This is a genomic window from Butyrivibrio sp. INlla18 (assembly GCF_900103635.1).
Classification (GTDB): domain Bacteria; phylum Bacillota; class Clostridia; order Lachnospirales; family Lachnospiraceae; genus Butyrivibrio.
Genome location: NZ_FMXK01000014.1, coordinates 97,934 through 113,188, shown reverse-complemented (window position 1 = coordinate 113,188; position 15,255 = coordinate 97,934). Strand labels below are relative to the sequence as shown.

At 35.0% G+C, this 15,255-nt stretch carries 13 protein-coding genes; all 13 read left to right on the top strand.

The genetic code is table 11. The annotated features are described in order from the left end of the window. Positions 1 to 146 precede the first annotated feature (146 nt). The 13 genes from BLS24_RS11225 (at position 147) to BLS24_RS11165 (ending at position 15,245) form a co-directional block, all read left to right on the top strand. Entirely contained in the window at positions 147 to 1,766 is a 1,620-nt protein-coding gene (locus BLS24_RS11225) for an IS1634 family transposase (protein WP_091755420.1), read from the top strand. An 80-nt stretch (positions 1,767 to 1,846) separates the two neighbouring features. After that, positions 1,847 to 3,433 carry a hypothetical protein gene (locus BLS24_RS11220; protein ID WP_143015178.1) on the top strand — a complete coding sequence of 529 codons (1,587 nt, stop codon included), beginning with the start codon at positions 1,847 to 1,849 and terminating at the stop codon, positions 3,431 to 3,433. Positions 3,434 to 3,442: 9 nt separating this feature from the next. After that, positions 3,443 to 4,495: a glycosyltransferase family 2 protein gene (locus BLS24_RS11215; protein ID WP_091759083.1), complete on the top strand. Its 1,053-nt coding sequence runs from the start codon at positions 3,443 to 3,445 to the stop codon at positions 4,493 to 4,495. Between the two features lie 19 nt (positions 4,496 to 4,514). Then, on the top strand, positions 4,515 to 4,802 hold the full coding sequence (locus BLS24_RS15620) for an FkbM family methyltransferase (protein WP_442857226.1): 288 nt from the start codon (positions 4,515 to 4,517) through the stop codon (positions 4,800 to 4,802). Between the two features lie 28 nt (positions 4,803 to 4,830). Further along, on the top strand, positions 4,831 to 5,859 hold the full coding sequence (locus BLS24_RS11205) for a radical SAM/SPASM domain-containing protein (RefSeq protein WP_091759081.1): 1,029 nt from the start codon (positions 4,831 to 4,833) through the stop codon (positions 5,857 to 5,859). Positions 5,860 to 5,868: 9 nt separating this feature from the next. Further along, entirely contained in the window at positions 5,869 to 6,231 is a 363-nt protein-coding gene (locus BLS24_RS11200; protein WP_091759079.1) for a DMT family transporter, read from the top strand. A gap of 175 nt (positions 6,232 to 6,406) precedes the next feature. Further along, positions 6,407 to 7,630, top strand: coding sequence for a hypothetical protein (locus BLS24_RS11195; RefSeq protein ID WP_091759077.1), 1,224 nt, complete (start codon positions 6,407 to 6,409; stop codon positions 7,628 to 7,630). 19 nt (positions 7,631 to 7,649) lie between these two features. Further along, a complete protein-coding gene (locus tag BLS24_RS11190; protein WP_091759075.1) occupies positions 7,650 to 8,900 on the top strand; it encodes a DUF6056 family protein in 1,251 nt (416 codons plus the stop codon). Next, on the top strand, positions 8,890 to 10,434 hold the full coding sequence (locus BLS24_RS11185) for a glucosyltransferase domain-containing protein (protein ID WP_176764424.1): 1,545 nt from the start codon (positions 8,890 to 8,892) through the stop codon (positions 10,432 to 10,434). The genes BLS24_RS11190 and BLS24_RS11185 overlap by 11 nt, the downstream gene beginning before the upstream one ends. Positions 10,435 to 10,442: 8 nt before the next feature. Further along, positions 10,443 to 11,912 (top strand): hypothetical protein, encoded by a 1,470-nt coding sequence (locus BLS24_RS11180; RefSeq protein WP_143015177.1) that lies wholly within the window; start codon positions 10,443 to 10,445, stop codon positions 11,910 to 11,912. Next, positions 11,912 to 13,384, top strand: a complete 1,473-nt coding sequence (locus BLS24_RS11175; RefSeq protein WP_091759069.1) for an MBOAT family O-acyltransferase — start codon at positions 11,912 to 11,914, stop codon at positions 13,382 to 13,384. Before BLS24_RS11180 ends, BLS24_RS11175 begins: the two co-directional genes overlap by 1 nt. A gap of 17 nt (positions 13,385 to 13,401) precedes the next feature. Then, positions 13,402 to 14,757: a hypothetical protein gene (locus BLS24_RS11170; RefSeq protein ID WP_091759067.1), complete on the top strand. Its 1,356-nt coding sequence runs from the start codon at positions 13,402 to 13,404 to the stop codon at positions 14,755 to 14,757. Next, positions 14,754 to 15,245: a hypothetical protein gene (locus BLS24_RS11165; protein WP_176764423.1), complete on the top strand. Its 492-nt coding sequence runs from the start codon at positions 14,754 to 14,756 to the stop codon at positions 15,243 to 15,245. The genes BLS24_RS11170 and BLS24_RS11165 overlap by 4 nt, the downstream gene beginning before the upstream one ends. Positions 15,246 to 15,255 lie beyond the last annotated feature (10 nt).

Genomic DNA, 15,255 nt, shown 5'->3' with positions numbered 1-15,255 from the left:
AACCTGGATTCTCGGAAACGTGACGATGAAAACCTCGTCACAGATTTCTGAAATCCGCTAAAATACTGAATTTATTGCTATTTCTCTCTTGATTTTTGCATCGTCATGTTTTATAATATTTATAGAAAACATGACGAGGTGGGGCGATGGCAATCATTACACAAACTGACAAAAGATCCGGTATTACCTACGCTTACGAGACAACCTATTACTGGGACAAGGAGAAACAGCAGTCGAGGTCCAAGCGTGTCTGCATTGGAAAGGTTGACCCAGTCTCTGGGGAGATAATCCCTACCAGAGGACGCGCAAAGAAAGGCGAGTCCAAGACTCCTAAAGCTTTGCCTGCCAGAACAGGCCCGGTCACATATACTGAGACAAAGCACCTTTATTTTGGCGCCACATATCTTCTGGAGCAGTTTGCTGATCAGATAGGACTTACAGCTGATCTTAAGCAGTGCTTTCCGGATATGTACAAAAAGCTTTTGTCAGTAGCTTTTTACCTTGTACTTGAGGATAACAATCCTCTATACAGGTTTGAAAAATGGAATCTTACCCATAAGCATCCTTATGGACAAGATATAGCTTCACCCAGAAGCAGTGAGATGTTCGCATCCATCACTGATGATCAGATAGCCAAGTTCTTGCGGTTACAGGCCAAGAGACGTGTCGAGGATGAGTACTGGGCTTATGACAGCTCCAGCTTCTCAAGCTACTCAGAAACTCTTAAGCAGGCTCAGTGGGGCAAGAACAAGGAAAACGACAGGCTTCCTCAGATAAATCTCCTTCTTGTGTTCGGAGAGAAATCCGGTCTTCCGTTCTATTACCGCAAGCTTGCCGGCAACATCCCTGATTCAAAGACGGTCAAGCACCTTCTTGAGGATCTGGATATCCTGGGCTTTGGCAAGACCAAGTTTGTCATGGACAGAGGCTTTTACTCTGAGGACAACATCAATGGTCTGTACAGGGAGCACGTTAAATTCCTTGTAGGAGTAAAGCTCTCCCTTAAGTTCATCAAGAAGAATCTTGATGATGTATATGATGATATCCGTATGTTCAACAACTTCGACGAAGGCCTTAATACTTATGGACTTACAGTCAGCGCTGAGTGGAATTATACTCAGGACAGGCCATACAAGGGCGACACCCTCGAAGAGAAACGCCGGATCTACATCCACTATTTCTACAGCATCGAAAGAGGTGCTGATGAAGAGCAGGCTTTTGACAAGCGTATCATGGACTACTGCAATGAGCTTCTTTCTGGCAAACCGGTTGAGGATCACAAGAAAGCTTACGCCCGTTTCTTTGAAGTAAAGGATACCCCTGTCCGAGGAAGGCAGGTCTACTACAAAGAAGATGAGATCAAAGCTGCTCGCAAGCACATAGGATACTTTGCCATCATCACCAACGAGAAGATGGACGCATTCACCGCCCTTCATCTATACAGAATGAAGGATGTCGTAGAGAAAGCGTTTGGCAATCTCAAGGAAAGACTCAATATGAGAAGGCTTCTCGCCAAGTCCGAGAAGAATCTCGATGGCAAAATATTCAACGAGTTTATAGCACTAATTCTGATTTCCCACCTTGATCACAAGATGAAGGAAACAGATTTATATAAAACTTACACAATGCAACAGCTGCTTGATAAGCTTGATGTCCTTGAGTGTTATGAGGACGAAAAGCGTGCGCTCAGGATTGGTGAGCTTCTGGACAAGCAGGCAGATATTTACAGGACTCTCGGAGTGGCATTGCCAACCTCGTCATGTTAATCCGAGAATCCAGGTTCATAATGCTCATTTGTATTTTCTTTGTTTTATCGCAGAAACTTGTTGTAAGATCTTGGGACGATATGACAGAATGGGCTACTGTTGTTCAGGGAATGTGGCAGTTTGGTAAAATGCCACAACATGAATTTTACTCTGGATATAATTATAGATATCCACCTGTATATTCACTTTATCAACTCTTTGTGATTTATATTAATTCAGCATATGATGAGCATTTACTGTTTCTAGCTAAATATATCTTGGAGACGATATTTGCTTTGGCATGTTTTTCGAATATTAAGTCAAAACGAACAGGAATATATTATTTAATGGCAATGACAGTAATATGTTTTTTGCCTGTTCTTACTCTAGGAAAGAGTGATTTGCCATACGCTCTGTACGCTGATGTGTTATTTGGAGTGCTTGCTGGGTATTTTTTTGTTTCGTTTTCTAGGTGGGCAAGTAAGAAGGGAAAAGTTGAATTAGTAGAATTAGCGCTTGCTACATTTATGATCACTTTGGTGAAGGAAGCGGGAATGATTGTTGTTGCTGCTCTTTGGGCATCAGTTATTACAATTGATGTCGTGATGATGATTTGTAAATCACAAAAAAGAAAAGGCATTAACGACTTTATTCCATTTTTTATATCTATAGGAACTTTTATTGTTTCTAAACTTAGTTGGAGCTTTTTTTTAAAATCAAGAATTGATGATATTGGCGATGTTGCTGTTGATACACAGACTGGAGTTTCGTATGTGGGAATCGTAGCTCAAATATATAATTTTTTTATTGGAAAGGGTGAAAGTTATCAGTATGAAACAGTAAAACTATACCTAAAATCATTGTTTACTAGAAATGATTTTAGATTTATTGTATGGGAGCAGCCATGGGCAACGTTGTTTTTAGTTGGTGTAGTTATATTTATCATTTATTTTAGAGTATTAAATTTAAGGATAGTTAATAATATAAAAGCCATTATACGTGGCATTCTAACAGCTATTTACATTTTGATTGGATATTGGATGACTTATGCGTTTTTTCTCCCATCGAATGAAGCTGTGAAATTGAAAAGCATGGATAGATACCTAGGTAGCTTTGTACTTGGATGCTATTTATGGATGTTTTATGAAACATTAAATCAGTTGGAACTGTTCGAAGATATAAAATTATCAATATCTATGGTAATAATTTCTCTAATCATTGTAGTGACAGCTGGCGGTTTAGATGCGTTACAATATGCATTGTTTAGCCAAGATGTAATAGAATATCAAAAAGATGATAGATTAAACTTTAGAAAAGCGCTGAACGAGAAGGATAAAGTGTACTATATAAATGCTTATGATAATGGATATGATTACATTACGTATATGTATCTTGCGTCGCCGATAAGACTGAATTCATTATTTTCTATTGATCAATATGGGCAGACCATTGTTTCGTATGTGCCCAGAATACATAAACAAAAAGACTTTGAACGAGAAATGACATATGATGAGTTTCTGCTTGATATATCAAAGTATGATTATGTATATATATGCGTGGTAGACTCTGAATTTCGAGTAGATTATGGCGAGGCATTCAGTGACATGATCGAAAATAAAACACTATATAAAGTGAATAATGATGATGGAGTTTATTTAACTAAATTTAAAAACGTAAAAGAGAAATGAGGTAGGAATATGATTCTTACTATTGGGATTCCTGTGCATAATGCAGAAAAGTATATTTCAAGGTGTTTGGAATCCATTATTCAATCAGATGGATTTGAGGATTATGAGATTATTTGTATTGATGATGGATCAACCGATGGTAGCTTAGAAATATTGAGAGAATATGAAAGGCAATATGATAATATAAGGGTTATTTCTAGCCTAAATCAAGGTGCTTTTTTGGCAAGGGCTCTTATAATTGAAAATGCACATGGCGAATGGGTAGGATTTGTAGATGCCGATGATACAATAGAGAGAGCGATGTATTCTACTATGCTAGCTAAAGCAAATGGTAGTAGTGTGGTAGATATGGTTGTATGTGCATTTAATAAAGTTGATGACATGGGCAATGTAATAGGAGATGTCCAGATGAATTTCATGAAGCAGGATTATTTGGATTTTGTAAAAAATCCAAAGGAAAGAGGTCAACTTATTGCAGTTAATCCGGCATATTGGAATAAAATATTTAGATTAAAAAAAATAGAACAGAGGATAAAATTGCAGGAGTCACCAAGAGTTATGGAAGATGCTATTTTTTTTGCTAGTGTTATTCCTAACATTGATGGTGTGGCATTTGTTCAGACTGCAGAGTATAACTATCACGACGTGGCGGGGTCTGTTACCAAGAAGATTGGAAGTAAAGAACTAGAGGAAGCAAAATTAGCAGTTATTAAATTAAAAAAGTATTTTGAAGAACAAGATGTTATTACTAATAAGTATTGTTGGGATGTGATAGCGTTATTAGCTTATATTCATGTCGGCCTAGCATTTTCTATAAATTATAATGATTATAGGGCAGGTGAAAACGCAAAAACAGTTTATGAGAACACATTATTATTTTTGAAAGAGGAATTTTCGGCGCTTGGTGAAAACAGCTATTTATCACTGGATTATGTGGTTAAAAGAAAATGTTTAGTCAAGGCATATGTGGCATGTAAATTGTACCAAACACCTGTTTGGCCTTACGCGGTTTATGGATATAGATTACTTAGCAGATTGCTGAAAAAAGATTTAAAATGGTAAGTTTTTTTGATTTTGATTCGTGTTTGAAAATGTGATAATATATCTTGGTTGCTTAAATGTATTTTTGGGTGAAGTGGATGCCACTTTCATAAAAATGGACATAGAAGGTGCTGAGAAAAATGCGATTTTGGGAGCTGCACATATAATTAAGAAAAATAAGCCAAAGTTAGTGATTTGTATTTATCATAGTGATGGTGATATGATGAATATCCAATTAGTAATTCATGAAATGGTGCCAGAATATAAACTATATGTTAGACATCATAGTAATAGCTATCCGGAGACAGTGTTGTATGTAACAACTTGATCTAAATAAAGAATGGAGAATTAGTAAAATGAATCACGTACAGATAGAAATGAGTGATAGATGTAATTTTCAATGCAAATTTTGTGAGATTAAAAATCATAGAAATTATAATGATTTCCCTATTGATAAGTTTTATGACATTATTGACCAGTTAGAAAGGGATGAATTACCTGGTGGCAAGATTTTTATGGTGTCATTAAGTGGTGTTGGCGAGCCTTTGATGCATAAGGATATTGTAAAAGCAGTAGCCTATGCTAAGTCTAAATTTCCTTTTGTTGGTTTTATTACAAATGGATTTTTCTTAACTCCAGATAAAGTTGATCAGTTACTTGAATGTGATATTAGTTATATCACGATCAGCTTAAATGGCGTAGATGCAAAGGTATATGAAAAATTCCAAGGATATGGTTTAGCAGATCCCGAAGGAACTATGAACCGAGTTATAGAAAATATTAAATATCTTCTTAAGAGAAGAGATGAACTAGGAAAGAAAACAGAAGTACGCATACCATATATTGTTACAGAAGACTCTGAAGAGCATGTGAGTGAGTTTATTAAGTATTGGAAGGATAATGGTCATGAAGTACTTATTCATTTAAAGAGACTTTTGGAGTGGCACGATGTTACTAAAAACAAGCTTGGCAGATGTGAGAGACTGATGGAAGACTTTATGATTTATGCTAATGGTGATGTAACTATATGTGCAGTTGATCAGTCTAGAGGATGCATTCTTGGAAATGCCTTTGAGAAGAGTATTAAAGAGATTCTTGAGGGTGAAAAGTACCAGAGTATTATTAAAGCCAATAGAGAACGTAGATTTCAGGATTTACCAGAAATCTGTAAAAGATGCGAATATATCATTGATGATGGCTTCCTGAAGAACAATTGCGATGCAATAAAAGTGTTGTATCTAAATAATCCATTAAAGAATTTCAAATGGAAATTTTATACAACAGGACAGAATATTTTTTCTGAATTTAAAAAGCATGACTTAACATGGGAATTTTATAAGAGAGTTAAGAATCGTGTGATGAGAAGAGAATATACCAAGAAGTAAGGTGGGAATATGTTGAAATTTCGAGATATTGTCTTTTTGGCAGTATATTTAGCGTTTACTTTGGTTGGCATGACATTGATTAAAATGGGAGCAAATGGTAAAGGCAGAGTATTGTTAGAACTTGGTTTTATGAAAGTAACTCCTACTCTCATATTGGGTATACTATGCTATGGAATATCTTTTTTAATGTATACAGTGGTTATTTCCCAAATGCAAATTAGTCTCGCAATGCCAATTGTAGCAGCTGCTAACAGTATTGCGATAGTTTTGATTGGCCTAGTTATTTTTAAGGAAGTGTTAAATTTCGGTCAATTGTTTGGTATTGGAGTTGTTACTATTGGTGTATTTATTATAGGAGTTTTTAGCAAGTGATGTATAGGATAATTCCGTGTAGCTATGGTATTATTTATGTAAGTAGTATATTACTTGGTTAGTTTCAGAGGTAAAAATGACAAAATATAAGCTACTGGATCATTAGATGAATGGTTTAGTAGCTTGTTTTACTGTAGATGGTCTAGATTAATAGTACTATTATGGGGAACAAACAATGCAAAAGGTAGAAAAAAGATTTTGGATGTTTGCAGCTATTTTATCACTTTTTGTTGCAATCATATATATATTTAATTTCTTTCAGCAGGCAAGATATGGATCAACCATGCAGGCTGATACGTATTGGCACATTGAATATGTAAAGTCTTTATATTATGACGGTCATTTACCTAAAGGACAGCAGGGGTATCCTTTGTTCTTTTATATTATTTTAGGCTTGTTTTTGATTTTTAGACATCATACTGTTGCTGTTTTGATTTTCTGTGCGGTATGGGCTTCTGTTACTAATTTGCTACAGATATACTTTATTAAGTCTTTGGTCAAAGATGTCTCAAACAGATATGCATTATTGGCAGGGACAGCTTTAAGTTTTATTTGGCCAATGACAAGTAATGTGCTGAGTATTTTTAAACTTCGTATATTAAGTGGCGAAAATGTTTTTTGGAAATCTATGATAGGAGTGTACTTATCGTCTGGTGCAACTGCTCCTTATCAAAGTATGACCTACTTGTGTTCTAAGCCTTTTGCACTTTTGTCGGTTTTATTCTTTTATAGAGTATTTACTTCAAAGTTTGATAAAGAATGTATTAAAAATATAGTATGGTTTTCAATATGTTTATTCTTATCGGTCATTTCAAAACCAAACTTTTATCAAGCTTTTGCACCAGCGGGAGTTATAGCTGCTATTTACTTTTTCTTCAAGAAGAATTGCAAGGAACTTAAAAGATGCATCTTGGTAGCTGTGGCGTATCTGCCCGCTACGTTATGGGTACTATATTCCATGACTACAAAGATTCAGCCAATTGCACTTTCTCCATTTGAGGGAATACAGTATTTTGATAAGGAAACGAATATTCTTGTTATCTTAGGAAGAGCAATTATTTTTATACTTTTTGTTGGAGCTTATATGATAATCAAAAAGTATAGGAGTGCAATATTTGAGTTAGCAGCATTAACTTATGTTTTTGGCACTCTAGAATGGATCTTACTAATTTTTCCACTAGAAAAGGGCGCATTGGATATGATGTGGGGATACAATGTGGCCATGTACATATTTTTTGCTGCAGCTATAGTTGCTCTTTATGAGATGTACCTACTTTATAAAAATAAGATTATTTATGTTGTAGCTAATGTTTTATTGGGAATACATGCTATTACGGGTGTGTTGATGTTTTTGTTCACTTGTATCATTGACTGGGCATATTATTTAGGAATACTTTGAGAAATATTGAGGTGTTGTTTTGAAAGAAAAATATAAGATATATGGAATAAATTTGTTTTGGTTTATACTGATTGCATTTCTTTCTTACAAAATGCCATATTATGTTGATGATTATCAGCATAGATTATCCTTTTTGAGTGGAGAAAAAATAGAACATATCTCACAGATATTTCCTTCGATATTTGCTTATTATATGACTTGGGGCGGCAGAATAGTTTCAATGTTTTTTATTCAACTTATGCTTATGCTACCAAGAATGGTTTACGCTATATGTAATGGTATAGTTTATGTGATAGTAGCCAATATTCTCTTATCTTATTCAAAAATAGACAAGAAAGATTATGAGCAATATGGAATGGCATTGGCTTTACTTTATTTGTTTTTATGGTTTTTTATGCCAGATTTCGCAGAGGTAATAACATGGCCAACTGGTACGATAACCTATTTGTGGACTAATTGTGTGATTTTGTTTTTTGGTCTTCAATATTACAAAGAATGTTTCTTTGAAGGAGAAGCACAAAAATGTAATAACTTATTTGTATCTAGCTTGTTTTATGTGTTTATGGGTTCATTAGCTGGTCAATCTAATGAGGCTGGAGCTAGTACATTACTTTTTTCATTGTTTCTATATTGTATATGGAAAATTAGGAATAAGTCCAAATTTAGTATAGATAAGATTCTTGGAATATTGTTTACATTTATTGGATTTACTACTCTGATCTTGGCACCAGGTAATAGAGTGAGAACTAATGCAGTTGCTGATGCTTCACAGAATACTAATGTGGTTTTTAATTATCTGTATAGGATTGGTAGAGAAACTTTTTACGGTGGAATGTATCTTCTCGTGCCATTGGGAATAGTACTAGCGGTATATGTATTTGCATACTATAAGAAAAATAGTAGTGTTGATAAGTACAAGCTACTACAAGAAATTAGTCTTGGTAGAGAGGCGCTATTTATGCTATTTGCATTTGCTAGTGTTTATGTCATGACTTTTTCGGCAGGATTTGCAAACAGAATATTCCAATTACCTCTTTTACTTATAGCGATATCTTTAAGTATATCTTTGAAATCTGTCTTGCCTGAAAAAACAAGTTTAGCTTTGAGAAGAACTTTAGTAGTATTTTGCTTGGTAATGATGATGATGTCAGTATACGAAGTTATTACTGGATCATTACTATATTCTGGACGTGATTCATTCTATGATAGGCAAGTGATTTATTACCATATTTATGATACAGAGGGGGCTATTCCTGGAAATGGAATCTAAAAATATTATCGAGAAGAATAGAGAATCATTACTATGCGTTATAGTGACGTTTATAATAGGACTGCTTGCGTATGGCTATGTTTTTGTTAATTTCGTTCCTGCACATGATGGAATGAGAGTCTTTACCAATGAACAATATTGGCAGTTGTCAATTGGCAGATATATGATGCTTTATTATTTAAAGTTACGTGGTCCATTAAATGCACCATGGTTGATTGGCATGATTGCGCTAGCTTTTATTTCACTATCTGTCTATTTATGTTTGAAGATATTAGATATTAAATTTGATTTATGGAAGGTTTTGGCAATATCTTCCATTTTTCTTTTAAATATATCGTTTATTGCTTCTGCTGCTACATATATTTATGTATTTGATTTGTACTCTTTGGCGCTGTTATTAGCGCTTTCTTCAGTATTTGTTAATATCAAATATGATAATGTTTTTGGATTTTTTATTTCCGCTTTTATTTTGTCATTATCTGTAGGTGCATATCAGAGTTTTTTTACTGTAGCTGTTGGACTGTACATGATTTTAGCATTGAAGAAACTATCTGAGGGTGCCAGTTGCAAAGAAGTAGTAACAAAAGGCTTGATTTGGATTTCAAATATCCTTGTTTCAGGTGTTTTTTACTATATATGTTTGAAAATAGCATTGTTCATAAATCATGTTAAAGCTTATCACGGAGCATATAATAGCGTATTTGATGTAGCAAATATGTCAGCTGGTAGTGTAATTAGAATGATTCCTGATGCTTATTTTAACTTACTTAAGACTTTGTATGGACAGTATACTTATTCAACTAAATTAGTCGACTTACTGAATTTAGCAATAACAGCATTGGGGTTATTCTTATTGATAAGATTATGTAGACATAACTGTAAGCGATTGGCTGAAAAAGTTTTATTTTTAATAATTGTATTTTTGTTCCCGCTTGGAGTAGGATGCACATATATTTTAGCTAATGGAAATATTCATAATTTGATGATGTTTTCATATCAGTTGATTTTTGTGCTTGTATTGTACCCATTGCTAAGTGACAAGATTAAATTTGATAAAGACAAAATATTAGCGAATATAAGAAGAGGGGGCATATTGCTGGTTTTGCTTGACTCCTTTTTTATAATTAGATTTTCAAATGATCTTTTTTATTACAAGACATTAGTTGGAGAAGGAACAGAAACAGCTGTAACCAATATTGTTTATGATATCGAAAAGAACAGTGAATTCGACCCACAAAACACGCAAATTGTGATATTGGGCAATATAACGAATGCATTAAAGTCGGATTATGATATGAAATACATATTGGGAAATGTTACTGGCGTTACGACATATGGAACAACGATAACTTATAATGATGTCTTTACTTGGTATTTAGATGGAATACTTGGAAAAAAATATAATTATGTAAGGGATGGACAAGTTATAAGCAATGTCGAGCAATTAGCTGAGGTTAAGGAAATGCCGGAATATCCACATGAGGGGTATTGTGCAATGGTTGACGGATATATGGTATTAAAATTTGGCGAATGACAAATGAAATGATAAGAGATGATTTGAATCGAAAAAAAATAGCTTTGGTCTGCGCTACTAATTTAATTATGTTTTTCTTTTTAGTGTTATTTTTTACAAAAATAGCACCATTGATAGTTTATAACTGCGACGACTGGATTTACCTTGGAGAAATCCGTCTCCCTATACCGCTTTGGGGGAGTTGGAATCCGACCAGAGTGTTTTTTGAAACTATAATGCCTATATGTGGCAGGATAGCAGGATATGTTGTTTATCCTATAACAAGAGATTTTGTTAAGTCTGTTACTATAGTTTCTGCGTTTCTTCTGTCTGCGCTGATTACTATTATGTGCATATGCTTTTACAAGCTGATGAGAGAAAGATTTGGTAAAACAGAGTTACAGGCACTATTCTTGGAACTGTTTTTTATAGCTATGTTTTTTATGATCTTTAGGACTAGATCAGAGAGTAGCTATATGTTCTGCGCAGAGGATCTGTGCTGCGTGTTTAACTATATAATGCCTGGAGTGTTGAATGCGATAGTAGTTCTTGTGATGGCTAGATATCAGAATTTCTCAGATTCCTTCAAGAGCTTTTCAGTAGCAAAGAAATGCGCATTTATAATACTGTTATACTTTGCTTTATTATCTAATATCTTTCATTCAGTTATTACTATATCGTATTGCGTTGCAAAGATACTTAGAAGGCTAATTGTTAATTGTACGAGTAAAGAAAAAACATTAGGCAAGCTAATATATGAAGCTAGAATAGAACTGATTATAGTATGTGCTTGGCTTGTTGTTTTGGTGTTTGAAAAGTCTGGAGGACGAGCTGGAGACTTTGAGACAGGATTAGATATTGTGCGTACTCTTTTGCAGTTTAAGGCAATTATGTTTGCGGTATCTATTCCATTTATCATTATAGTTGTGGAATCTATAGTGTATACTGTCATATCTATTTTGGAAAAAAGTGAAATACGTCCTCTTGTATTGGAATTACTTGTTGGATTAGCTATCACTTTTGTATTTCTATTTCTTTTAAATTCCAAAGTGGGCTATATGAGTAGAGTGGATGCTACATGGGGAATATGGTTTTATTTGATCTTGCTTTGTAGCATAGTTTTTAGTGAGTTGCAGAGCAGAATGAATTTAAGGTCTGGAGTATCTGTTGGACTACTGTTATTGATATTCTTTCTCTGCTACTATCCAGATGGAAAGTACATGATCAGTAGTAGTAGGAACAGAAATTACGAGTTATGTTACAAGACCAGTTCCTACTATGAACAGAGCATTATTGCGGCGGATAAAGAAGGAAAGGATACTCTGTATATTAAAATCCCTGAAGTGGAAGTGTACAACGGAACTAACCTTACTTTCTATCCTGGATTCGGAGATGCTGTTAGCAAAACGCTTTATCTAAACGGTATAATTGATAATGTAATTGTTGTTGTGGAGCAGGCAGATCCTTCGCTTAATGAGGAGTTTTTGGGAGTTGACTGATGTTATTTAATTCTGGGGAGTTTTTACTCTTTTTTCCTATAGTGGTGTTAATATACTTTGTGATTCCGGCAAAAGTCAGATATATCTGGCTTTTGCTTTCTTCGTATTATTTTTATATGGGGTGGAATGCCAAATATGCACTGCTTTTACTGTTTTCTACTGCAGTAACATTTCTAAGTGGTTTGTTAATTGAAAAGGCAAATACAGTAAGAGCAAAGAAAACTGTTGTTGCGGCAAGTTTTATTCTGAATCTTAGCGTACTGTTTTTTTATAAATACATTAATTTCTCATTGTCATTACTTGGCGGAGTTATCTGTGTCTTAGGTGGTTCTTTCTCTATTCCAACGTTTGATATTATTCTTCCTGTTGGAATATCCTTTTTTACCTTTCAGGCTCTGAGCTACACAATGGATATATATAGGGGCGAGATATATGCTGAGCATAATTTCTTGAGATATGCTTTGTATGTTTCATTCTTTCCACAGCTGGTAGCAGGACCTATCGAGAGATCCAAAAATCTTTTAAAACAGTTAGCGGTTCCTACTAAGTTTGATTATGAAAAAGCAAAAAATGGGCTTTTCCTGATGCTTTGGGGATATTTTCTAAAACTCGTACTTGCTGATAGAATAGCCATAGTAGTTGATACAGTGTATAATTCGCCAAGTGATTATGAAGGCTGGTACTGTATTATTGCTACAGTTTTATTTGCTTTGCAGATCTATTGCGACTTTGCAGGATATTCTACGATAGCTGTAGGAGCAGCCAAGATATTAGGCATAAACCTTATGGAAAACTTTGATGCGCCTTATCTTTCGCTTAGTGTCGCCGAGTTCTGGAGAAAGTGGCATATATCACTTACATCGTGGTTTAGGGATTATCTTTATATTCCTCTTGGGGGTAACAGAAAAGGAAAGATCAGAAAAGATATCAATATAATGATCGTATTTCTTTTAAGCGGATTATGGCATGGTGCAGGTCTTCACTATGTTGTATGGGGCGGATTAAACGGCCTATATCAGGTAATAGGTGGATGGCTAAAACCTATTAGAGAAAGAGCATGCTCTGTAACTAGGATTGAAACTGACTCTTTTGGACACAAGATATTTAAAGCATTGGTGACATTTATTCTGGTTGATCTTGCATGGGTGTTCTTTAGGGCTAATACCCTAAAGGATGCAGCTACGATAATAAGTGCTATGCTTCACACACAGAATCATTGGGTATTGTTTGATGGCTCTTTATATGGACTAGGTCTTGATCAAAAAGAGTTTACGCTGATGATAGTAAGTATTGCCATACTGGGACTTGTTGATATTGCTAAGCACTACGGAGTATGCATCAGAGAAGCAATCCTGAAACAGGATTATCTTGTGAGATTAGTGTGCTTTGTGATATGTGTTTCCTTTATTTTGATGTTTGGAATCTGGGGACCGGGATATAGTGCTGCGAACTTTATTTATTTCCAATTCTAGGATAGAGAAGAGTTTTTATGAAAAGAAGAATAAAAAGAATACTGGAATGCGTGCTTACTGTAGTTGTACTAGTAGCAGTACTTGCTGCAACAACTAGGGCGTTTGAGCGCAAGAGCAGTATATATAAACTTAATCAGTTCTTTGAAAACAAAAAGGATTTTGATGTTTTGTTTTTGGGAACTAGTCACATGATGAATGATGTCATGCCTATGGAGTTATGGGATGAGTATGGGATTACATCATTTAATCTTGCTGGACAAGATAGTCAGATTTCAACTGATTATTGGATCTTAATGAACGCTTTGGATTATGCAAGCCCAAAGGTTGTGGTAATTGATTGCGATGGCATTAGTAGTAACCTGAAGGCATCTGATAACTACGAGTATATCCATTTTTCTTTTGATGGATTCCCATTATCAATGAACAAGATAAAGGCAGCAATTGATCTTACTAATGATGAAGAGCATGACAGAAGAGTTGAAAGCGGACTTACTGCTGATACTAATGAAAAGAGAGATCCTATAGGCATTATCTGGAACTATTCTGTTTATCATTCAAGGTGGAAAGAACTTACTGAAGGAGATTTTAATAATACTTACAGCTCTGAAATGGGAGCTGAGTCTCGAATTCAGATAGCTATTCCAAATGAGGTAATATCTGTGGATGCAAACGAGAAGCTAGATGAAGAAACTACGAGCATGGTCTATCTTCAAAAGATAATTGATGAGTGTAATAAGAGAGGCATAAAGGTAGTTCTCACATATCTTCCGTATCCGGCAAGCCATGATGACTGGGTAGAAGCTAATTCAGTTAATGATGTTGCTGATAGAAATTGGGTGCAGTATATAAACTTCCTCCGTGAGGATATAGTTGATTATGAGATTGACTGCTATGATGAGAACTCTCATCTTAATCCTGCTGGAGCCAAGAAGGTAACAGCTTATCTTGGATATGTGCTAAGAAGTGACTATCAGTTAGAAGATCACAGAGAAGATAGTGCATTTGCTAAGTGGAAAGATTTGTATCAAGAGTATTTTGAATATAAGATTAAGAGGTTGAAAGAGCAAGAAGGCCTTGACCAGTACCTTATGCTACTTGCAGATAATGATTATGAAGTAAGTATCAGCGTTGGGGATGATAAGGTATATACAGATGCAATTTATAATAAAGTGGTCGCAAATTGTAATATAATTGATGATAGTAGCATACAAGTGACAGAAGGACAGATAAAGGTCAAAGTCATTGATGCCAAGAATAAAGAAGTAATAGATGAGGCTTGCTTTGCTATTCCTGAAGACGGCTCGGAGTCACAGGATAGCACGGCTAATGGCATATGGATCAGTAGCCTTGCAGTTAAGGTTGAGGAACAATGATGAAGAAATGGATGAAATTAGTAATTGTTATGGTGGCGGCTGTTTTTACGGTCTTTTGTTGCGCATACCAGTTCTTTTATTACAGTGGATTCAAGAGGATTGATCTAAATAGATTTCAGATTAGTGAGACCGTGGAATACAGCATTGACGAGATAAATTACAAAGATCCTGATAACGATTATATTATTGGTACTTTGTCAATGGACGGGAAGGCAGTAACTTCATATCCCACAAAGCTTGTTTTGTATCTGGATGATAGTGATGTGGCATATGCTATTCCTGTAAAGCTTAGTAATATAAGTGCTGATGGAGAAGTGATTGATGGAGCCAACAATGAAGGCTTGTATGCAGATAAGACTCATTTTGAAGTTCTTCTTGATAGATTTTCAGGACTTAGAAATAGCTACAAAATTGGCTTTTTGATCGATCGTGATGGTGAAAAGCTATTGGTTAAGAGTGGTGTGATGTACAAGTATAGTGATATTTGATAATGGAGCA